Raw genomic sequence first — 21,322 nt, forward strand, 5'->3', positions numbered from 1 at the left:
CTGGGGGGGGGCGGCGCCCCCGGCGCCCCACCCCACGCGCGTCAAGGGACTTTCGACCCCGTCCTCATCTTCGATTTTACTGTAGATTAAGGAGAGCGGACCACTCGCATCACCGATGCGGAGTTGCGTATCTCGCGAGGAGAACCGATGGGACGGTAGACGTGTCAGAAACGTACGAGAGACGGCCGAACCACGCGGACCACGACCGGTCACCGTGCACTGATCGTCGCAGCCCGACGCCGACGCCGACGCCATGACCATCGAGTCGACTGCGAAAGCAGAGCTTCGCATCACCGGAAAAGAGCTGAAATCGGCTCGCACCCGCGCACGTATCCTCGACGCCGCCGCCCAGGTCCTCAGCACGAAGGGGTACGCAGGCACCCGACTGGCCGATGTCGCGAAGGCCGCGGAGCTCCGCGCTCCCGCGATCTACTACTACTTCGATTCACGCGAGAGTCTGATCGAGGAGGTGATGTGGTCCGGCGTCGCCGACATGCGTCACCGACTCGAAGACGCCCTCGACGAGGCCGCCGCAGACCAGACGTCCATGGACCGCATCATGCTCGCCGTCGACGTGCACCTGCGACACGAACTCGAGGTCTCGGACTACACCACCGCGTCCATCCGCAACGCCGGACAGATCCCCGAGCGCATCCGCACGCGCCAGATCGCCGAGGAGAAGCAGTACGGCGAGATCTGGCGGCGTCTCGTCCAGGCGGCCGCCGACGACGGTGAGATCCGCGGCGATCTCGATCTGTTCATCGCGCGGATGATGATCCTCGGCGCCCTCAACTGGGCCGCGGAGTGGTGGACCCCACGACGCGGCAGCATCGACGAGGTGGTGGCGACCGCCCAGGCGGCGATCCGGCAGGGCCTCGCTGCTCACGACGTCGAGTGACACGCCTGTCGGGTGGCTTCGGGCGCACAAGGCCGTGCCGGTGCTCGCGCGTGTGCAATACAGATTAAAATCCACAGAATGGCGCCACGTAATCCACGCTCCCCGGCCACCGCCAAGGGCAGCACGTCCAAGAACGGCGGCAACGCGCCGAAATCGGAGCGCACCCGCGAGCGCATCCTCGATGCCGCGGCGCAGGTCCTCAGCCAGAAGGGGTATGCCGGACTCCGACTCACCGATGTCGCCGAGGTCGCCGAATTGCAGGCGCCGGCCATCTACTACTACTTCGATTCGCGGGACACCCTCGTCGAGGAAGTGATGTGGTTCGGCCTCGCCGACATGCGTCAGCACCTCGCCGCTGCACTCGACGCCCTCCCCGACGGCACCGATCCGCTGGAGAAGATCCTCGTCGCCGTCGAGGCCCATCTCCGGCACGAACTCGAGATCTCCGCCTACACCACGGCCTCGATCCGCAACGCCGGTCAGCTGCCCGAGAAGATCGGCAAACGTCAGGCGGCCGAGGAGACGAAGTACGGCAAGATCTGGAAGTCGCTGATGGTCACCGCCTACGAGGAGGGCGCGATCCGCCAGGATCTCGATCTCTACATGCTCCAGATGCTCGTCCTCGGATCGCTGAACTGGGCGGCGGAATGGTGGACACCCCGGCGCGGCAACATCGACAAGGTCGTCGCCAACGCCCAGGCGTTCGTCCGGGGCGCTCTGACACCCGGCGGTGACACGGACGGCAGGGCTACAGAGCCGCCTTCGCCCGCTTCTTCTCCGCGAACTCGAGCGCGTCGGTCCAGCTAGCACCCTTCCCGATCATCACCCGGTACTTCATGATGACCGTCTGGCCGTTGACGGTCAGCGCACCGATCAGCCGGTCGCCCCGCCGGTAGAGCGCCACCCAGCGGTCGCCGCTGTCCCCGCCCGTCGGATCGCCGTCGACGACGACCACCTCGTCGGCATCGGGCGAGCCGACGAACTGGATTCGGACGTCGTACCAGTCCGACCAGAAGTACGGAACCGTCCCATAGGGTTTCGCGTTCGCCGGGTCCAGAGCGTTGCGCGCCGCGGCGGCACCCTGCTCGGCTGCGGCGGTCCAGTTCTCCATGCGCTGCCGTTCGCCGAGCACCGGGTTGAACCAGTTGGCGACGTCGCCGGCGGCGTAGACGCCGGGAATCCCGGTCCACAGGGTCTCGTCGCAGACGACACCGTTGTCGAGTTCGACGCCGCTGCCCTCGAGCCACGACGTCGCCGGGACGACGCCGATCCCGACGACGACCAGGTCGGCGTCGATCACGGACCCGTCGGCCAGGACGACCCGCTCGACGCGCCCGTCACCCTCGATGGCCGCCACTCCGGTGCCGCAGCGCAACGCCGTCCCGTTGCGTTCGTGCAGTGATGCGATGGCATGGCCCATGGCCTCGCCGGTCGCCCGCACCAACGGTGTCGGCAGCGCTTCGACGATGGTCACGTCGACGCCGCGCTTCTGGGCGCCCGAGGCCACCTCGGAGCCGATGAAGCCCGCCCCGATCACCACCGTGCGGGCGCCACCGCTCAGGGCGCCGCGCACCGCGATCGCGTCGTCGAGTGTCCTCAGCGCGTGAACCCCCGCCATCTCCTCGGTGCCCGGGATCATCCGCGGCGTTGACCCGGTGGCGATGATCAAGGCGTCGTAGGGAATCCGGTCGTCGCCGACGAGAACGGAACGACTCTCGACGTCGAGGCCCCGGGCCGGTCGCCCCAATTCCAGTGTCACGCCGAGTTCGTCGCGAAGCAGTTCCTCGCTGCGGAAGTAGGGCGAATCGACCGTCTCGTCTCCGGGTTCGAGGAAGGCCTTGGACAGCGGCGGCCGATCGTAGGGCAGGTGCTCCTCGGCCCCGATCAGGGTGATCGAACCGTCGAAGCCGGCCTTGCGTGCGGCTTCGACGGCCCGCAGCCCGGCGAGCGAGGCTCCGACGACGACGAGTTTCTCAATGGCCATGGGGGGTCTCAGGATTCCGTTCTGTGCTGTTCGGGTCAGTCGTTCACGATGCGCAGCGCCTCGGTCGGGCAACCGGCGACGGCTTCCTCGACGGCCTGCAGTTCATCGGGGCCGATCTCCTCCTTGAGGAGGACCAGTTCGCCGTCGTCGTTCACCTCGAAGAACTCCGGGGCGAGCGACTCGCAGATACCGAGGCCTGTGCATTTGCCGAAATCGACGGTGACCTTCATGTCGTCACCCACCTTTCTGTTCGGGACCGCCGAGCGGTCCTGGTCGTGATGTCCGCGGTATGCGAACCCTCCGGCGTTCAGGCCCGAGGAAATTCCGCAGCGATCTCGTCGACGACGAGTTGCGCGGTCTCGGCGCATGCCGTGGTACCGCCGTTGGCGTACTCCTTCACCGCGTCTCCGACGTTCCAGAGCCCGGTGACGTCGGTGGTGTGCGGCAGGTCGAACCCGGCGACGGCGCGCTGCGGCGGCCACCCGTCGCGGGTGATCGTGGTGCTCAGGATGCGCGCCTCGGCGTCGAAACCGTCGATGTTGTCCCGCAGATCGTCGAGGAGCAGCTCGGTCTCGGCGGCCTCGTCGAAGTCTCCGATCGCCGGTTCCGGTACGGAGGTACCGACGTACAGGTGCCAGCCGGGCGGTGCCATCTCCGGGCACGTGCCGGTGAAGTTGGCGAGGTAGGCCAGGCGGCGCGTCTGCGCGAAGCTGAGCATGCCGGGCGCCTTGATGAGCGGCTTGCGGCTTGCGAAGTTCACCGCGATCATGGCGCACGGGCGATTTCGCTGTTCGACGAGGGACACGTACTCGTCGTCGAACACCTCACGGCCGGCGAGGTCGAGGGTGGCGAACGGTCCGATGTCGCTGACCACGACGGGGGCGGTGACCGTCTGCCGTTCGCCGTCGCGGGTGACGGTCACACCGGTGACCGCCCCCTTCTCGACATGGATCTGTTCGACCTCTGTCGACAGCCACAGTTCACCCCCGTGGCCGCGGAAGGCCTCGGCGAGTGCATTCCACAGACCGATCGACCCTTCCGGATGGAAGCCGAATCGCTTGAAGGCACTCTTGCGGGTGAAGTAGGTGAGGAAGACCCGTGCAGGGAGATCCTCGGAACTCACCGCGAACACCGAGGCACACATGTTGCGGAAGATTCCGTGCACGCCTTCGTTTTTCGTGTACTTTCGCACCCAGTCCGCGGTGGAAAGCTCGTCTTCGGGCAGTCCCGAGTCGCTCCGCGCGGCGCCGATGCCCTTCACCAGCTTGGCACCTTGCCGGGTGAGTTTGCCGAGCAGGAGACCCCAGCCGCCACCGGTGACGTCGACGTCCTTGCCGCCGATGCGGTAGAGGATCGGCGGCGAGGGCTCCCGAATGTCGAACTTGGCACCGACCTCGGCGCACGTCTCCTCGGTGATGCCACCGACCTCGATCACGATGGCGCCGTCGTTGACCTTGAAGCCGTCGATGTCGGTGGTCGAAGCCCGCCCGCCCACCTTGTCCAGCCGTTCGACGACCAGGGTCCGGTATCCCCGCTGCGCCAACCGGGCCGCGGTGAACAGACCGCCCGCACCCGCGCCGATGACGATCGCGTCGAAGTCGTGTCCGGTGTTCGGATCGATGTTCGGGGTCATGCTGCCTCCATGCTGATGTGGTGTCCGCCGTGCTCAGTACGAGCGCGGCAGGCCGAGCGAGGTCTGGGCGACGAAGTTGAGCACCATCTCCCGGCTGACCGGGGCGGTGCGCATCAGGCGCGTCACGAACCACAGGTCGGACAGGCCGTATTCCTGTGAGAGCCCGTTACCGCCGTGTGTCTGGATGGCCTGGTCGAGTGCCCGCAGGGCGGCCTCGGAGGCGGCGAACTTCGCGATGTTGGCGGCCTCGCCGACGGCCTCGGACTGCTGGTCGGCGAGCTCGGCGGCGTTCTTGGTCGCCAGCCGCGAGACCTCGACGTCGATGTGCGCCTCGGCGAGGGGGTGCGCGACACCCTGATGTGTACCGATGGGGGCCGACCAGACGGTGCGGGTGCGTGCGTAATCCGTCGCTCGGTCCACCGCGTAGCGGCCGATGCCGCCGCAGATCGCACCGACGAGGATCCGCTCCGGGTTCAGCCCGCTGAAGACCTGCCGCAGTCCGCGTCCCGCCTCACCGACCAGTGCCTCGGGTCCGACCCGGACCTCGTCGAGGAACACGGTGAACTGCTTGTCGGGCGACACGATCGACGTGGGGATCCGGGTGAAGGTGAGTCCGGGGGTGTCCGTGGGGATCACGAAGATCGACAACGCCTTCCGGTCGTCCGTCGAGTGATCGGCGTCCCGCGCGATCAGCAACACGGCGTCGCTCTGGTCGATGGCCGAGATGTAGTACTTCTGACCGGAGATCACCCAACCGTCACCGTCGCGACGAGCCGTCGTCTTGATGTCGTGGCTGTTCGATCCGGCGTCGGGTTCGGTCAGGCCGAACGCCATCTTCCGGGTTCCGTCGGCGAGTGCGGGGAGCCACTCCTGTTTCATCTCCTCGCTGCCGTGGTCGGCGAGGACACTGCCGCAGATCGCCGGCGAGATGACCCAGATGAGCAGCGGCATACCGTGAGCCGAGAGTTCCTCGACGACGACGACGGCTTCTGCCATTCCGCCTCCGCCGCCGCCGTACTCCTCGGGGAGGTGCACTCCCAGCAGGCTGGCCGCCCCGAGGTCCTGCCAGAGTTCGTCGATGTGCCCGTCGTTGCGGGCTCGGTCGAGGAAATACTGCGCGCCATACCGTTTCGCTATCCCCCGAACGCTCTCGCGGATTGCGCGGTGCTCGTCGGAGTCGATGATCAGACCGGTCACGTCGTCTACCTTCCTTCGAAGTCGGGTCGGTTCCCGGCGCGAAAGGCCGCAACCGCGTTCTGCGCTTCGCGCGTGGCGCCGGTGACGGCCAGGGCGTCGGTCTCGGCGCGGAGTTGTTCGGAGAGCGTGGAATCCCACGAGTCACGGAGCAGCGCCCGCTGACGGCCGAACGCCTTCGTGGGGCCCGCAGCCAGTCGTCCCGCTGTCGCGAGCGCCCGCGCGCGCACCTGCGGCTCGGGCACGACCTCGGCGACCAGTCCCCAACTCGCCGCACGCTCGGCGTCGACTCGCAGGTTCTCCAGATACATGCGGCGCGCACGTGCCTCGCCGATGAGGCGCGGAAGATGCCATGTACCGCCGCCGTCGCCCGACAGCCCGATCCCGCTGAATGCCGTCGTGAACACCGAACCCTCGGCGGCGATCACGATGTCGGCGATGTAGACGAATCCCAGTCCCCCACCGGCGACGGCCCCGTGCGCGGCGGTGACGATCGGGGCATCGATGCGCTCGAGAATGCGGAACGCCTCGTGGAACGGTTCGGTCATGCGAGCGGTGAGGGCGCCCAGCGCCTCGGGCGGCGCCGAGGTGAAGTATCCGATGTCGCCGCCGACGGAGAGGGCGGGCCCGTTCCCGGCGATGAGCACCGCGCGGACCCGGGCATCGGCGGCGACGGCCCGCGCGACCGCGAGGGTCTCCTCCGCCATGCGCAGGTCGATCGCGTTACGCGCCTCGGGACGATCGAGGATCACGCGTGCCACTCCGCCGTCGACGGAGTAGTCGATGGTCTCCAGAGACCCGGGGTCCGGTCCCGGATACGGCGGCGTCGACGCGGCGGCACCGCCGAGCGCGTCGAGCCAGGCGGCGGTGTCCGTCAGCTGTTCCAGTCCGGCGATCCGATCGCCGGCAAACGTGAACGTGTGGATGAACTGCGCATCCACCGCACGGTCCGTGCCACGAGCGGTCCCCTGGTACCGGCCCGCGACCTGCAGTCGACCGTCGTCGAGGGCGTGGAAGGTGCCGGGTAGCGCACGAACGCGGAAGGCCGCGCCGAGGCGCCACCAGAAGTCGCGTGTCATGGACTCCGCGCCGACGTACTCGCCACCGAGTCCCAGCGGCATCCCCGGGGTGGTCCGGCCGATGAACCCGGGGTCGAGCAGGTCGGCGATCCGCGCCGAGTCCCCCTCCGCCAGTGCGGCATACAGGGACTCGACGAGTCCTGCGCGCGAGTCCACCAGCTCCGTGTTCATGGTTTTAATTTAACATAAAATCGAACACGTGCAAGGGTTCCGCATCGGCCGTCATCCCCGTTCCCGACCGACGATGGAGACAAACGAGACGCAGGCTCCCGGCCGGCCGCCGAGATTGTGGGTCAACGCGGTGTGCGGGTCGGCCAGCTGGCGTTCCCCCGCCTCCCCGCGCAACTGGAGCCACGCCTCGTAGAGCATGCGGAGACCGCTGGCTCCCACCGGGTGGCCGAACGACTTCAGCCCGCCGTCGATGTTGACCGGTAGCACCCCGTCGGCATCGAATTCGCCTGCGAGCACGTCTTTCCAGGCCTGCCCGGGTGTCGAGAACCCGAGATCCTCCATCAGGACGATCTCGGTCGGGGTGAAGCAGTCGTGGACCTCGGCCAGGGACACCTCGACGCGCGGGTCCCCGATTCCGGCCTGCGCGTATGCTTCCCGGGCCGACCGGACCACCTCGGGGAAGGTCGTGAAGTCGTATCCGGGGTCCATCGCTCCGCGTCCGGGGCCGGCGGCCAACGCCAGCGCCTTCACGAAGATCGGGCGGTCGGTGTAGTCGTAGGCGTCCTCGGCGCGCACGATGACCGCGCAGGCCGCCCCGTCGGAGACGCCGGAACAGTCGAAGACCCCCAGCCTGCCGGCGACCTTGGGCGCGTTCGTGATCTTCTCCTTGGCCACCTCGGACCTGAACTGCGCACGCGGGTTGCGGGCGCCGTTCACATGGTTCTTCCAGGCGACGTGCGTCATCGAGTCCCGCATGAGGCCGGGCTCGACGCCGTACTTCGCGCAGTAGGCCGGGTCGAGCATGGAGAACGCCGCGGGCGCCGTGACCGACAGTTCCGGCGCGGTGCCGTCGCCGGGTGGGTCTCCACGCAGCAGGCCGGAGAACCCGGAGTCCTTGAGTTTCTCCACGCCCACGGCCATCACGCGGTCGTATGCGCCGGATGCCACCGCATAACACGCGTTGCGGAACGATTCTGATCCCGTCGCACAATAGTTCTCGACGCGGGTCACCGGGGTGTGGTCTGTCCCGAGGGCTCGGCTCAGCGTGAGGCCGGACTGCCCGGAACCCAGGGTGCCCAGCCAGTACGCGTCGATGTCGGCGATGCCCAGCGACGTCCCGGCGAGTGCCTGCTGTGTCGCGTCGACGAGCATGTCCTCGGTCGAGCTGTCCCACAGCTCGCCGAAGCGCGTGCATCCCATCGCCACGATGGCGACCTTGTCGGCGATCCCGTGTGAGGCCATCAGTCCTCGTCTCCCCGCTCTTCTCGAATCTGGTTCGTCCGGACCTGCCGGGCCTTCCAGAAGTAGTTGTGCACCCCGCCTGCGCTGTTCAGGCGGCGGAAGGTGAGATCGACGGGCGCACCGACCGCGAGCAGATCCGGCTGCGCGTCGGCGACCTCGAAAGTCGTGCGGCCTCCCCCGCCGAAGCCGTCAGCGGGCCCGGCGCCGGAATCCACCGCCATGTCCGGATTCATCACCGTGTCGAAGTCGACGACCGCGTCGACGACCGGCGGCGACGGCGAGAAGGCGAGGTGGTCGACGGTGTAGGTGGCGATCCGGCCGTGCATTCCGGCGACGGATACCGGGCTCGACTCGCCGACGGTGCCGCACTGCCGGCAGACCGAAACCGGTGGGAGGTGCAGGAATCCGCATTTGTCGCACCGGGATCCGGTGAGTGCGAACTTCCAGTCCCGGGATCGTGCCGACGGCGGTCCGGCCGCGCGGTCGGGTTCGGGCCGTCGTGGCGGTTCGAACTCCAGCAGGCCCCGCCAGGAGAGGTACCGCGGGTACGGCACCGTCTGGGAGTCGGCGAGTTGCTCGGCGATCGGGGTGACCTGACGCGCGGAGGGCAGTGCACCGGTGGTGCGGAGTACCAGGGCATCCACACCGTCGGCCGCGGCCAGCAGCAGGATGGTCTCGTCCGGGCCGGCGGCATCGAGGACCGCGCCCAACGCGACCAGCGGGTCCGCCGCGCCGGCGAAGCCGATCGGCGAGCCCCCGGTGGACAGCGCACCCTTGACCAGCGTGGCGGCTCGCTTGGCGACCGCCGAGTTGCCGCTGACCACGACGACGTGATCGGCCTGCGCGAGTCCGGCATCGTCGAGTACCCGCGCCGCGATCTCCCGGATCATGCGCGCGTAGTGCTCGAAGCCGAAGCGTTCCTCCCAGGTCGACCCCCAGGTGGCCGTGGGCGGGCGCCAGCGGTCGAGCACTTCCTCGGTCACCGATGCCTCCGCCAGCACCTCGGCCAGAGCCGGGGCGTGTTCCGAGGCCCGGCCGACCAGTACCGCCGCCGCCGCGTCCGCACCGCCGCGCTCGTCGGCCGAACCCGGCTGCCCGGTGCGCACATCGGCTGCGGTGAGCAGTCCGCCGGAGCGCAGCATCGACCGCAGCACGCCCATCGTCGTTCGGGCGGTGCCGATGGCGTCGAACGCCGCGCCCGTCCGGTCGAGCCCGAGTGCCGCGTGGACGATGGTCGCGTTGCTCTTGTCCAGGTATGGGGGCGTGCTGGTTGCGAGCACCGTCGACGGAACGCGTGACGAGTGCCCGGCGAGCACCCGTTGTCCGGCGGCCACCGCCATGGTGACGGCGTCCTCGTCGAACGACGCGACGACCCGCGCGGCGCGTCCGCGGCCCGCCGGGTCGACCCGCCAGGACGGGACATATGTGGCGTATCCGAGGATCGCGTTCACGCCGACGCCCCCCGGAATGCGGCGGCGATCCCCTGTCCGCCGCCGATGCACATCGTCTCGACAGCGAGAGCGCCCTCACGCCGGTTCAGTTCGTGCAGAAGGGTCGTCAGGATTCGCACTCCGGTGGCACCGATGGGGTGGCCCAGCGAGATCCCCGATCCGTTCACGTTGAGGCGGTCGTCGACCTCCTCGAGCTTGACGCCCCATTCCTTCAGCACCGCGAGCACCTGGACCGCGAACGCCTCGTTGATCTCCAGGAGATCGAGGTCGTCGAAGGTGAAGCCGGTCCGTTCGAACAGCCGTCGCACGGCGCCGACCGGGCCGATTCCCATGAGGGACGGCTCACACCCGGCGGCCGCCCAGCCCTCGAACCATCCCGCCGGGGTCAGCCCGAGTTCGTCCAGTTTGTCCTCGGCGACGACGAGACAGGCTGCGGCCGCGTCGTTCTGCTGTGCCGCGTTGCCCGCTGTCACTGTTCCGTCGCGCATGATCGGCCGCAGCCGTGCGAGGCTCTCGGCAGTCGAATCACCGCGGATCCCCTCGTCGTCGGCGAACACGAGGGGGTCTCCTCGGCGCTGCGGAACCTCGACCGGGACCACCTCGTCGTCGAAGCGGCCGGACTCCCAGGCGGCCGCCGCACGACGCTGACTGCGGAGTGCGAACGCATCCGACTCCTCGCGGCCGATCCCGTAACGCTCCGCGAGGTTCTCGGCGGTCTCGATCATCCCGCTGATCGCCCCGAAACGCCATTCCGGTTGGGAGCGTTCACGACCCCGATCGAGACGGTCGTACAGGACCTGGTTGCCCGAGCGGGAGCCCCACCGGGCGGTGGTGGTGTAGTGCTCGATGTTGCTCATGGATTCCACACCGCCGGCCACCACGACGTCGGCGGCACCCGTCTGGACCATCATCGACGCGGTGATCACCGCCTGCAGGCCGCCGCCGCAGCGCCGGTCGATCTGGAAACCGGGAACCTCGACCGGCAGCCCGGCGTGCAATGCCGCCCAGCGCCCGATGCAGGGCGCCTCGGAATTGGCGTACGACTGGGCGATACACACGTCGTCGATACGGGCCGGGTCGATGGCCGACCGCTCGACCAGCGACTTCAGTACCGATGCGGCGAGGTCGTGTGCGGGCACGGGGCGTAGTGTCCCGCCGAATGCGCCGACACCGGTACGTACCGGCGCGACGATGGCCACGCGTCTCATGTGAACTCCTGTATCCACGGCACGCCGGCCGCTACTCGCTTGTGTCTGATCACTTCCTCAGCTGCGGTCCCGCCAGCGATCCGATGACGGATCGAGAAGTGTGGTCAGGTGGCCCTCGTCGAGCCAGATGATCGTCTCGATCTCGAGTGCGTCGAGATACCGCACCCGGCCCGTCCGCAGGTCTTCGAGACGCAGGCGCTGGGAGTTGCCCTGTGAATCGATGTTGACCGACACCTCGGCGAACTCGCTGCCCACCACCGGGCCGATGCCCGGGATGTCATGTGGGCCGCGGTCGTTCATCTCCATGGACATGACAGTTCCTCCTGGGACACGGATGGCTGGAACGCGCAATCGGCTGGAACGCGGGTGGGTCAGATCAGGAAGGCCAGCGTCGGGATGGGCTTGTCGCTGTCCACCAGGACGACCTTCTTGTAGGCCAGCCGGATCTCACCGTCGACACGACGCAACCGGTAGGTGGTCCGCCCGCCCCAGAGCTGGTTCTCCCGCTGACGTGATTCGTAGGCGAGGAAGTTGGCCCCGACCTCGACATCGATTGTTCCCAGCGCATTTTCCCGACCACCGAGGAGTTCGATGTTGCCGAGGATGCGGCGCAGATCCGACGGCGGCGCCTGCGCGTACCGTTTGCCGGTCTTCACCTGTTTCATGCGGGTGGAGATCCGGCTGCGGTTGTCGTAGATGATGGCCACGTTGGTACGGGGGTCCACGTCGGCACCGCCGGAGGGAACCCAGTACAGCGCGTCATCGGTCCACAGCGCCTCCCAGCCGTCGTAGTCGTTCTCGTCGGCCAGGCGCGCCTCACGGTAGAGGAACTGCGCGATCTCCCCGTAGGACCAGCCGTCCGGAACAGGACCCAATTGTCCACCGCCGTCGACGTATTCGGATCTGGTCGTCGGACTCGTCGTCATCTCATGCCTCCATCAGCGAGCGGTAGTGCTTCCAGAAACCCCGCATGCCGGTCTCGTCGGTGGCTGCTCCGATCGTGAAGCCGTTCTCGTCGACGCTCTCGCGCTGCAGACCGCGCCGGACATCGAGCCACTCGGGATCGAGCATCTCGACGCCGCGCTGGTTTCGTTCGTACATCTCGGTGTCGTCGGCGAGCAGCATGCCGGCCGGTCCGACCGATCCGATCGACTGGGAGATCATGCGGCGGTTCAGTTCCTCGCCGCCGCGCAACTGCACCGCGGTCGCGTACTGGATGCATTCCCCGACGGCCACCGGCTGGATGTTGAACACCTGGATCTCGGCGATGAACAGGTTGGGGAAGATCATGACGTGCGGTGCGCCTTCGATCATCCGGCGCTGCGCATCGTCTCCGTAGGCCTCGTTCATCGCGGCCACATAGTTCGGCACTCGTTCGGGAGTGGTCCCGAACCATCGCATCGGCTCGGCGAAGTTGCGGAACTCGGGCCGCAGATCGTTCTCGCTGTGCCCGTTGCCCAGTGCGCGGGTCACGGCCGTGGACGCGTCGCTGTAGAGCGCTCCGATGGGGCTGCCGGTGACGCCGAAGATCGACCCGTGGACGAACTGCGGGTGGTACCCATCGGTCTCGTTCTCCGCGAGGAACTTCCAGTTCGACCGGGTCTTGTGCGCCAGCCATCCCGCGTCGAGAGCGACCTCGCCGCGCGGCGACAGCCCGGCCAGGCGATCGATCTCGCCGGCGGCGGCACCGAGGTGCTCGAGGAGCGTGGGTCCGTCCTCCGCCATCGAGCCGAAGACGAATCCGCGGTACGACGCGACGCGCGGCACCTTACCCATCCCGAGCTCGAGCTTTCCCTTGCCGCCGTATCCCTTGTTGTAGGGGTAGCCGAGCAGTTCACCGGTGTTCCGGTAGGTCCAGCCGTGGTAGGGGCAGCGGAACGAACTCGAGTTGCCGCTCGAGTCGTCGCAGACCTGCAGACCGCGGTGCGCACAGCGGTTGATCAGCAGATGCACCTCGCCCTCGCGGTCGCGCGTCATGATGACGTCCTGCGTCGCGAGGCGTTTGCGGACGTAGTCGTTCGGTTGGGGGACCTCGCTCTCGTGTCCGATGAAAACCCAGGTGGTGAACCAGATCTTCTTGAGCTCTTCGGCGAAGATCGCGGGATCGGTGTAGATCGAACCGTGCACCTGGTCGGGACGGATCAGGCGGTCGACGACACTCTTCATGTCAGGCCCGCTGGGTGCAAGCGAGGTCATGAGGAGCTCCTTTCGTGGTCGGATTCCGGTGCGGATGAGGTTCCGGAAATGCTCTTCGAGACCATCTCGACGAGCCGGAACTTCTGGATCTTTCCGGTTGGGGTGGTGGGAAGGGCTGTCACATCGAGGAATTCGACGCGTTTGGGGACCTTGAATCGGGCGAGTCGTTCACGGCAGTGCTCGAGGATCTCGGCCTCGGTGATGTCATGGCCCGGTGCACGCACGACGACGAGGGCTCCGATCTCTCCCCACCGGTCGTCGACGACGCCGACCGCGAACACCTGGCTGACCGCGTCCAGCGCACCCACGATGTCCTCGATCTCCTTGGGCATCACCAATTCTCCGCCGCTCTTGTAGAGCTCCTTGCTACGGCCGGTGACCTCGAGGTAGCCGTCCGGACGGACCCGGCCCAGGTCTCCCGAGCGGAGCAATCCGTCGGCGCCGAGCGCCGCCGCCGTCTCCGCGGGCTTGTTCCAGTAGCCGATCATGGTGGTCGGCCCGTGGGAGACGAGCTCGCCGACCTCGCCGGGTGGCAGCGCCTCGCCGGTCGCGGGATCGATCGTCGAGTAGACACACAGCTCGTCGGTACCCGGAACGCCCGCGGCGCCGGCCATCTTCGGCCGTCCCACGGTCGTCGAGGTGAGGATCAGTTCGTCCTCCGGGCGGGTGAGCGTCATCGCCCCACCGCACTCGGTCATGCCGTAACCGGTGACGATCTCGCTGACCCCGAACACCTCTTCGACCTGTTCCCACAACCAGATCGGCGCGGGGGCCGAGCCGCAGAGGATGGCACTCAGCGAGGACAGGTCGTGGCTGTCACGTGTCGGCGACTCCACCATCGCGACGGCCATCGTCGGCACGCAGAGGATGTCGTCGGCCCGGTGACGTTCGATCCCGGCCAGATACCCCTCTGCCGAGAACGATGTCTGCAGGATGACCGCGCCACCGACGACCATCGCCGAGAGGATTCCCTCGACGTACCCGAACATGTGATAACACGGCAGGGAGAACAGGATTCGCCTGCCGTCGTCGTAGGCACGCGTCAGCGCCGAGGCATACCCCGTGCGCAGTACGGCGTCGTGGGTGACCGTCACCCCCTTGGGGCTGCCGGTGCTCCCCGAGGTGTAGAGCATGTCGCCGATGTCGGTCGGTGCGTGGACGGCACCCGACGCCACGCCGTGGTTCGCGCGTCCGAGCTCGACGAGACCGTCGAGCGTCAGGGCGCCGTCGCGGAGCCGGCCGTCGGTGGACAGCGTGATCACGTTCCGCAGATGCTTCCACGGGGCACCGCGGTCCCAATCTGGTGCGATGACATCGAGCATGGCCAGGTAGTCGAGGCCGCCGAAGCCGGTCATCGTCAGCAGGACCGAACATTCCGATTGCTCGAGGACGTAGCCCAGCTCGTCGGTGCGGTACAGGTAGTTGAACGGGATCGCGATGGCGCCGGTGCGGGCGATCGCGAATTTGAACGCGACGAACTCCGGGTAGTTGGCCATGAGCATGCCGACCCGGTCGCCCGGGCGGACTCCCAGCGACACCAGACCGTCGGCCAGGATCCGCGACTGTCGGGCGACTTCCGCATAGGTGAGGACGACGTCGTCGGTGATGACCAGCGGTCTGTCCCCGTACCGTTCGGCGCAGTCGTCCAACCACCCGTCGAGCGTGCGGGGCGTCCAGACCTCGAAACGCTCGCGCAGATCGTGCCTGCGATCGTCAACGCTCCTCATACCCGGTCCTCCTCATAGCGTCGCCTCCAATTCCGTCAGTCGCCCGTCGGCGATCGCCTCGCGCACCTGGAACTTCCGGATCTTGCCGGTCGGTGTGAGTGGCAGCGTGTCGGTGACGAACCACCGCGAGGGAACCTGGTGCCGCGCCATCCGCTCGGCGGCGAACTCGGCGAGCTGCGGACCGAGATCCGTTGCCGGCGAGCCCGTCAAGACGAGTACGGCGGCGACGATCTCGCCGAGCCGCTCGTCGGGGAGCCCGACCACGGTGGCCGACTCGACGGCCGGATGTTCGAGCAGGATCTGCTCGACCGCGACGGGCGCGATGTTCTCGCCGCCGCGGATGATGATCTCTTTCAGGCGGCCGGTCACCTTCAGGTAGCCGCGTTCGTCCATGGTCCCCAGGTCGCCGGTGTGGACGAAGCCGTCGGCGTCCACGGTCGCGGCGGTCGCCGCCGGGTCGTGGAGATAGCAGATGAGCTGCTGGTACCCGCGCGCGCAGATCTCGCCCTCGACACCGATCGGCTGGATCTCGCCGGTCAGCGGGTCGACGATCTTGCAATCCACCTGCGGGAGTGGACGACCGACGGTGTGCAGCTGGTCCTCGCGGCGGTCGCCGGGCCGGGTCGCGCTCAGCACGGGCGCGAGTTCGGTCTGCCCGAACAGGTTGATGACACTCGCCCCGAAGGTCGACTCCGCGGCCTCGATCATCGTCGCGGGAACATTGGAGGCACCGCCCATGACGATCTCGAAGTGCGGTGCGGGGGCGTCCGATGCCGTTTGGGCCGCCAGGAGTGCTCCCAGTATCGCGGGGACGTAGAAGAGGATCGACGCGTCGGCGGACCGGGCGACCTCGAGGACCTCACCGGGGGCGAACTTCTCGATGAGGATCTCCGTCCCGCCGAGCCACAACGGTCCGAGGGTGCCGATCACACAGGCTGCGGTGTGGAACATGGGCAACGGGTTGATTGCGACGGCGCCGGGCCCTGCCTCGACCGCCTCCATCGTCAACTTCGCCACGTTCACCATCGAACGATGCGACAGCAGAACCCCTTTGGGATTTCCGGTGGTGCCGGAGGTGTACTGCAACATCGCCGCTGCGGTCGGATCCGTGGGAGCCACGGCGAGGACGTCCGGGTCGGCGGCCGGTGCGGACCAGCGGCCGGTCTCGCTCAGGCTGATCGTCACCAGGTCGGGGTGAGCACCCGCGACCTCGGCGACGACTGCGGCCATGTCCCGGTCACCTGTCCGGTCCGCATGGATGAGCACCGCACTTCGCGAGTGGGTGAGGGCGTAGTCGAGTTCGTCGCGCTGCAGCGCCGGGTTGATCGCCACGAGGACCACACCGGCGAGCGCAGCACCGTATTCGATGATCGGCCACTCGACGACGTTGGGGGCCCAGAGTGCCACGTACGATCCCGGCCGGGTCGAGGCCGCGATCGCCGTGGCGACCCGCGCGGCCTCGTCGAGCAACTCGGCATAGGTGAGCCGAACCCGTTCGCCGGTCCCGTGCCTGGTGCCCACCAGCGCCAGGGCATCCGGTCGCTCGGCGGCGCGTTGCGTGAGGAGCCCGCCGATGGTGATGTCGATCAGCGGGACCGTGGTGTCCGCCGGTCGCGACGACGTCGAGAGTGCACCTGTGGGCGCGTCGACCGAACTCATGATGCCTCCCGTTACCCGTTCTCGTGGACGATCGATCCGGCCGCCGCGGTGAACACGGGGCGACGCTTCTCGCCGAACGCGCTCACACCCTCGGCGAAGTCCTCGCTGTCGAACAGCCGAACCTGGTGTTCCACCTCGCGGTCGAGGACGTCCGGGGTCAGCCCACCCGCCTGCGCGAGCATCGACTTGATCGTGGCGTAGGCCTGTCCGGGTCCGGCCGCGAGTGTCGTGGCGTCGGCGAGTGCCTCGTCGAGCGATCGACCGGCCGGGACCAGCCGGTCGATCAGGCCGATCGTCAGCCCGTCGGCGGCCTCGATGACCTGCGGCATGAGCAAGAGCTGACGGGCCCGCGGGGCACCGACGCGCGCCGGCAGGCTGGCGAAGATCCCCATGTCGCCGGCCAGCCCGACGCCGGTGAAGGCCGTCGAGAAGCGGGTGCCCTCCTCGGCGATCACGCGGTCGCACGCGAGCGCGAGCGATGCACCTGCGCCGTAGGCCGCGCCCGCGACCGCGGCCACGACCGGCTTGCCGGTCGCCCAGATCGCGCGGATCACGCGTTGCGCGGCCTGCGCCCGCGGCCGTGCCTCCTCGGCGGGCATCCGCTTCATGGTCGAGACGTCACCACCCGAGCAGAAGACACCTCCCGCACCGGTGAGGACGATCGCGCGTACCGAGTTGTCGTCGGCGGCCGCCTCGAGTGCTTCGGCCAGTGCGTACCGGAGGGGCAGGTCGATGGCGTTGCGTCGTTCCGGCCTGTTCAGGGTGATGACCCGAACCGCGCCGTGGTCGGCGACCAGCACGGGCTCCGGTGTCGCGTCGGTGCTCATGCGCCGACGAACTTCGGTGTCCGGCGTTCGATGACCGCGGCGAGCCCCTCCAGCGAGTCGGCGGTGCCCGACAATGCCGACACGACGCGGGCCTCCTCGCCGAGGCGTGACTCGATGGGTGAACCGATCCCGTCCCAGACGAGCCGCTTGGTGGCGGCGACGGCCAGTGGCGGCAGTGTGGTGAACGTCGTCGCCAGTTCCGTGACCCGCGTGTCGAGTTCGGCGTCGTCGACGACCTCGCTGACCAGTCCGATCTCGTGTGCCTCCGCTGCGGTCAGCGTCGGATTCGTCAGCAGGATCTCGAGGGCCTTGCGAACTCCGACGATCTGCGCGAGCGTCACCGTCGCGCCGCCGTCGGGGGCCATCCCGACGCGTACCGCGCCGGAGAAGATGCGCGCCGACCGGGCCGCGACGACGAAGTCCGCCGCACACAGAAGGCCCAGTCCGCCACCGCCGGCGGCGAATCCCTGGACACCGACGATGACCGGGCACTTGAGCCGCAGCAGTGACGCCGTGGCGATCTGCAGCCACGCGGTGGCCTCGCGCAGATAGTCCGGCAGTGCATCTCCCTTGGACGCGAAGGTCTTGACATCGCCACCGGCACAGAAGTTCTTGCCCTCGCCGGTGAGGACGACGACCTTGACCCGGGCGTCGCCGTGACATGTCAGCACCGCGTCGTTGAGCGCGCGCAGCAACTCCGTGTCCATACCGTTCGCCGCGTCGGGCCGGTTCAGCCGAATCCGGCCGATCCCGTCATCGGTGATCGAACACAGCACCACGGGTTGAGCTCCATCTGACATGTCCTACTGCCTCCTCGTAGCGAAGGTCGCGACACCGTTTCTCCCGGCGTCACCACTGATATGACCGACCACCGCGTCCAGCTCCAGGTCGAGGCCGTCGTCGAGCGATCCCGACAGCCCCTGCTGGACGAGGCTCTTGATCTTCGTGACCGCCGACCGGTCGCGACCGGCCAGCTTCGAGACGAAAGCGGCTGCTTCGCCGTCGAATTCCGCCGCGGGCCAGCTGCGGTAGGCCAGTCCGAGGCGCTGCGCGTCCAGCCCGGACAGGCGGTCGCCGCTGAGGAGCAGGCCCAGGGCCTGCTGACGGCCCACGAGTCGCGGGAGACGCTGTGTGCTCCCGCCGCCCGGGATCTGCCCGAACCGGATGTGGTTGTCGGCGATCCGGGCGTCATCGCTGACGAGTACGACGTCGGCCGCCTGCATCAGCTCGAATCCGCCGGCCATCGCGACGCCCTCGACGAGGGCGACGACCGGCACCGGGCAGGTCGACACGGCGCCGCACGCGTCCCGGAAGTTCTCGAACAGCGGGCGCAGGGCGTCGGGGCCGTCCGCGCGAAGTCGTTCGACCTCGGCGAAATCGCCTCCGGCGCAGAAGTTCCCACCTGCGCCGCGGATGACGATCACGTTGACGTCGGCGCTGTCGCCCAGCGCGCCGATCGCCTCGGCGAGTTCCCGACCGAGTTCGGCGGTGACCGCATTCATCTGTTGCGGCCGGTTCAGCGTGGCATACCCGATCCCGTCGGAGACCGCGACGTCGACGACGCTCACATCCCTCGCCCCCCGCCGACCTCGATCACCGATCCGGTGACGTAACTCGACAGATCCGAGGCAAGGAAGACGACGGCCCCGGCGACCTCCTCCGGTTCCCCGGCGCGCTTCATCGGGATCGTGGCCTCGGTGGCGGCGAATGCCTCGGCCGACATCGCGGCTGTCATCGGGGTCTTGATCAGGCCGGGCTGTACAGCGTTCACGCGCACGCCGTGGTGGACGAGTTCCTTGGCCGCCGCCTTGGTCAGTCCGACGATCCCCGCCTTGGCAGCGCTGTAGTTGGTCTGGCCCGGATTGCCGATCTTGCCCGACATGGAGGAGATGTTGACGATCGAGCCGCCGCCGTTGTCGCGCATGATCGCGGAGGCCTCCTTCACCCCGAGCCAGGTGCCGCGCAGATGGACGCCGATGACGAGGTCGAAGTCCTCGACGGTCATCCGGCGCAGCGAGGCATCTCTGGTGACGCCGGCGTTGTTGACCCAGATGTCGACGCCGCCCCACTGCTTCACCACGACGTCGACCGCGCCGCGCACGTCGTCCGGGGACGTCACGTCGCACCCCACGCCGAACGAGTCACCGGGGAGCGCTGCGGCGGCGGTCGTGGCCCGGGCCTCGTCGAGGTCTGCCAGCGCCACCACCGCGCCGTGGCGCGACAGTTCCCGGGCGATGGCCAGTCCGATGCCCTGCCCCGCGCCGGTGACGACCGCACGGCGGCCGGCCAGCAGGCCGGTCACCTCCCGCTCCTCACCCTCGACGAGTTCTTCGACATCACGCACGACTCTCAACACGACTCCGATTCGCTGGACGACTGAGTTGAATTGAAGATAGATTAAAACTGGATGACGGGCAACCGTTTTCGGCCGGTCTCCGAGGCGGAACGGCAATATCGCCGAAACCTTGTTTTTCGAATGAAACATAAATTATTCTGCGTCGCAGCCGGCCGCCGCGGCCGCACGGTCGTCGACGCAGCGAGAGGACACATGATGGATCTTGGTCTCGCCGACGCACGCGTACTCGTCACCGGGGGCGCGTCGAACATCGGCCGGGGAATCGTGCACGGATTCGCACGCGAGGGCGCGCGCATCGTCCTGAGTGACATCGACGGCGAGCAGGCCGAGAAGGTCGCGGCCGAGGCCACTGCCGCGGGTGCCGCCGAGGTGCGGCTCGCGATCGCCGACCTGACCGAGCCCGACGCCCCCGAGCAGGCCGTCGCCGCCGCCGTCGATGCCTGGGGCGGGCTGGACTGCCTGGTCAACAACGCGGGATGGAGCGTTCCCGGTTTCCTGACCGAGGACACCGACCGGGACCGCTGGCAGCGGCTCGTCGAGGTGAACCTGTACTCCTCCATCGCGACCACCCAGGCGGCGCTGGAACCGATGTCCGCGAACGGCAGCGGGTCGATCGTCTTCGTCTCCAGCGACGCGGCCTTCGGTCAGATCCGGCAGGCGGTGTACGGCGCCACCAAGGCAGCTGTCGTCGCGCTCGCCCGGACGACCGCAAAAGAGTTCGGCCGTAAGGGCATCCGCTCCAACATCGTCTGTCCCGGACTGGTCGTGCCGGAGGGCCCCGAAGCCGTCGGCGCGAAGAGCCTGTGGGCCGGCGGCGCCGGAACCGTCTTCGACGACAAGCAGACCGAGTTCATGACCAAGGGCACTCCGCTACGGCGCCTGACGACCGCCGAGGACGTCGCGAACTCCGTGGTGTGGTTGTCCTCCGAACGCGCCGCCCGGCAGGTGACGGGCCAGATGTTCTCGGTGTCCGGCGGGTACACGATGCCATGACCAGGACACCCGCGTCGCAGACCCCGCCAGGTCCGTCAGAGGTCCCGGGGACACCGGTCCCGGACCCATCGGCACCGGACACATCGACACTGGGCACCCGGGAGCGGATACTCGTCTCGGCGGCGCAGGTCCTCAGCGAGCGCGGTTATGCCGCGACTCGCCTGTCGGACATCGCCCGTCGCGCCGGCGTGCATGCGCCGGGGGTGTACCACTACTTCTCCTCCCGGGACGACCTGGTGACGCAGGTCCTGCGGGAAGGCCAGCGCCGCGTCCGTCAGCACGTCACGGCGGCGCTCGAGGCGAGCCCACCCCACACGTCGAGCCGCGACCGCATCATGATCGCGATCGACGCCCACCTGCGCATCGAACTGGAGCTGTCCGAGTTCGCCACCGCGGTCACCCGCAATCTCGGTCACGTGCCGGCGCCGATCAGGGAGTCGTTGCAGGCCGACAGCGAGGCCTATCACGCGGTCTGGCGCGACCTGCTCGCCGACGCCGTCGCCGACGGGTCCATCAGCCCGTCGGTCGACGTCCGCGTCGCACGCATGATGGTCATCGGTGCCCTCAACTGGGCACCGGAGTGGTGGCACAACGACGAAGCGCCGGTCGGCGTGGTGGTCGCGACGGCGCAGGGCATCGTCGGCGACGGACTCTTCGCGCCCCCGGATTCCCGCATCACCGAGACGGCCACGACGTGACGGCGC

21 protein-coding genes are annotated in these 21,322 nt (G+C 68.3%); 4 read left to right on the plus strand and 17 right to left on the minus strand.

Annotated elements, in window-relative coordinates; genetic code table 11:
- The first annotated feature begins 253 nt into the window (after positions 1-253).
- Together NWF34_RS23530 and NWF34_RS23535 are read left to right on the plus strand one after the other, a co-directional pair.
- Positions 254-898: a TetR/AcrR family transcriptional regulator gene (locus tag NWF34_RS23530; protein WP_258326230.1), complete on the plus strand. Its 645-nt coding sequence runs from the start codon at positions 254-256 to the stop codon at positions 896-898.
- A 78-nt stretch (positions 899-976) separates the two neighbouring features.
- A complete protein-coding gene (locus tag NWF34_RS23535; protein WP_258326231.1) occupies positions 977-1,705 on the plus strand; it encodes a TetR/AcrR family transcriptional regulator in 729 nt (242 codons plus the stop codon).
- On the opposite strand, the gene NWF34_RS23540 is transcribed toward NWF34_RS23535, so the two are convergent.
- The 17 genes from NWF34_RS23540 to fabG all read right to left on the minus strand — a co-directional run bounded on the left by NWF34_RS23540 (position 1,647) and on the right by fabG (position 19,571).
- Positions 1,647-2,882, minus strand: coding sequence for an NAD(P)/FAD-dependent oxidoreductase (locus tag NWF34_RS23540; protein WP_258326232.1), 1,236 nt, complete (start codon positions 2,880-2,882; stop codon positions 1,647-1,649). The two genes, NWF34_RS23535 and NWF34_RS23540, sit on opposite strands and share 59 nt — an antisense overlap.
- 35 nt (positions 2,883-2,917) lie before the next feature.
- Positions 2,918-3,112 carry a ferredoxin gene (locus tag NWF34_RS23545; protein WP_119033580.1) on the minus strand — a complete coding sequence of 65 codons (195 nt, stop codon included), beginning with the start codon at positions 3,110-3,112 and terminating at the stop codon, positions 2,918-2,920.
- A 77-nt stretch (positions 3,113-3,189) separates the two neighbouring features.
- Complete coding sequence (locus NWF34_RS23550) at positions 3,190-4,515, minus strand: NAD(P)/FAD-dependent oxidoreductase (protein ID WP_258326233.1); 1,326 nt, start codon at positions 4,513-4,515, stop codon at positions 3,190-3,192.
- A 33-nt stretch (positions 4,516-4,548) separates the two neighbouring features.
- Positions 4,549-5,712: an acyl-CoA dehydrogenase family protein gene (locus NWF34_RS23555; RefSeq protein WP_258326234.1), complete on the minus strand. Its 1,164-nt coding sequence runs from the start codon at positions 5,710-5,712 to the stop codon at positions 4,549-4,551.
- 5 nt (positions 5,713-5,717) lie between these two features.
- Entirely contained in the window at positions 5,718-6,959 is a 1,242-nt protein-coding gene (locus NWF34_RS23560; protein WP_258326235.1) for an enoyl-CoA hydratase-related protein, read from the minus strand.
- A gap of 51 nt (positions 6,960-7,010) precedes the next feature.
- Positions 7,011-8,201, minus strand: coding sequence for an acetyl-CoA acetyltransferase (locus NWF34_RS23565; protein WP_258326236.1), 1,191 nt, complete (start codon positions 8,199-8,201; stop codon positions 7,011-7,013).
- The gene (locus NWF34_RS23570) at positions 8,201-9,652 is read right to left on the minus strand and encodes a zinc ribbon domain-containing protein (RefSeq protein ID WP_258326237.1); all 1,452 of its coding nucleotides are present in this window, start codon (positions 9,650-9,652) and stop codon (positions 8,201-8,203) included. The genes NWF34_RS23565 and NWF34_RS23570 overlap by 1 nt, the downstream gene beginning before the upstream one ends.
- Positions 9,649-10,860 carry an acetyl-CoA C-acetyltransferase gene (locus NWF34_RS23575; protein ID WP_258326238.1) on the minus strand — a complete coding sequence of 404 codons (1,212 nt, stop codon included), beginning with the start codon at positions 10,858-10,860 and terminating at the stop codon, positions 9,649-9,651. Before NWF34_RS23575 ends, NWF34_RS23570 begins: the two co-directional genes overlap by 4 nt.
- 57 nt (positions 10,861-10,917) lie before the next feature.
- Positions 10,918-11,118, minus strand: a complete 201-nt coding sequence (locus tag NWF34_RS23580) for a hypothetical protein (protein WP_309148657.1) — start codon at positions 11,116-11,118, stop codon at positions 10,918-10,920.
- A 113-nt stretch (positions 11,119-11,231) separates the two neighbouring features.
- The gene (locus tag NWF34_RS23585) at positions 11,232-11,786 is read right to left on the minus strand and encodes an aromatic-ring-hydroxylating dioxygenase subunit beta (protein ID WP_258326239.1); all 555 of its coding nucleotides are present in this window, start codon (positions 11,784-11,786) and stop codon (positions 11,232-11,234) included.
- Position 11,787: 1 nt separating this feature from the next.
- Positions 11,788-13,056 (minus strand): Rieske 2Fe-2S domain-containing protein, encoded by a 1,269-nt coding sequence (locus NWF34_RS23590; RefSeq protein ID WP_119031030.1) that lies wholly within the window; start codon positions 13,054-13,056, stop codon positions 11,788-11,790.
- Positions 13,053-14,783 (minus strand): class I adenylate-forming enzyme family protein, encoded by a 1,731-nt coding sequence (locus NWF34_RS23595; RefSeq protein ID WP_258326240.1) that lies wholly within the window; start codon positions 14,781-14,783, stop codon positions 13,053-13,055. Before NWF34_RS23595 ends, NWF34_RS23590 begins: the two co-directional genes overlap by 4 nt.
- 12 nt (positions 14,784-14,795) lie before the next feature.
- Entirely contained in the window at positions 14,796-16,442 is a 1,647-nt protein-coding gene (locus tag NWF34_RS23600) for a class I adenylate-forming enzyme family protein (protein WP_258326241.1), read from the minus strand.
- Positions 16,443-16,453: 11 nt separating this feature from the next.
- On the minus strand, positions 16,454-17,269 hold the full coding sequence (locus NWF34_RS23605; protein ID WP_258326242.1) for an enoyl-CoA hydratase-related protein: 816 nt from the start codon (positions 17,267-17,269) through the stop codon (positions 16,454-16,456).
- Complete coding sequence (locus NWF34_RS23610; RefSeq protein WP_074852010.1) at positions 17,266-18,069, minus strand: enoyl-CoA hydratase/isomerase family protein; 804 nt, start codon at positions 18,067-18,069, stop codon at positions 17,266-17,268. Before NWF34_RS23610 ends, NWF34_RS23605 begins: the two co-directional genes overlap by 4 nt.
- Positions 18,070-18,072: 3 nt before the next feature.
- A complete protein-coding gene (locus tag NWF34_RS23615; protein WP_375295702.1) occupies positions 18,073-18,837 on the minus strand; it encodes an enoyl-CoA hydratase/isomerase family protein in 765 nt (254 codons plus the stop codon).
- Positions 18,834-19,571, minus strand: a complete 738-nt coding sequence (fabG, locus tag NWF34_RS23620; protein WP_258326255.1) for a 3-oxoacyl-ACP reductase FabG — start codon at positions 19,569-19,571, stop codon at positions 18,834-18,836. The genes NWF34_RS23615 and fabG overlap by 4 nt, the downstream gene beginning before the upstream one ends.
- A gap of 249 nt (positions 19,572-19,820) precedes the next feature.
- On the opposite strand from fabG, the gene NWF34_RS23625 reads away from it, so the two are divergent.
- Positions 19,821-20,618, plus strand: a complete 798-nt coding sequence (locus NWF34_RS23625; RefSeq protein ID WP_258326256.1) for an SDR family NAD(P)-dependent oxidoreductase — start codon at positions 19,821-19,823, stop codon at positions 20,616-20,618.
- The gene (locus NWF34_RS23630) at positions 20,615-21,316 is read left to right on the plus strand and encodes a TetR/AcrR family transcriptional regulator (protein WP_258326243.1); all 702 of its coding nucleotides are present in this window, start codon (positions 20,615-20,617) and stop codon (positions 21,314-21,316) included. The genes NWF34_RS23625 and NWF34_RS23630 overlap by 4 nt, the downstream gene beginning before the upstream one ends.
- The last annotated feature ends 6 nt before the right edge of the window (positions 21,317-21,322 follow it).

The organism is Gordonia sp. GONU (assembly GCF_024733855.1).
GTDB lineage: Bacteria > Actinomycetota > Actinomycetes > Mycobacteriales > Mycobacteriaceae > Gordonia > Gordonia amicalis.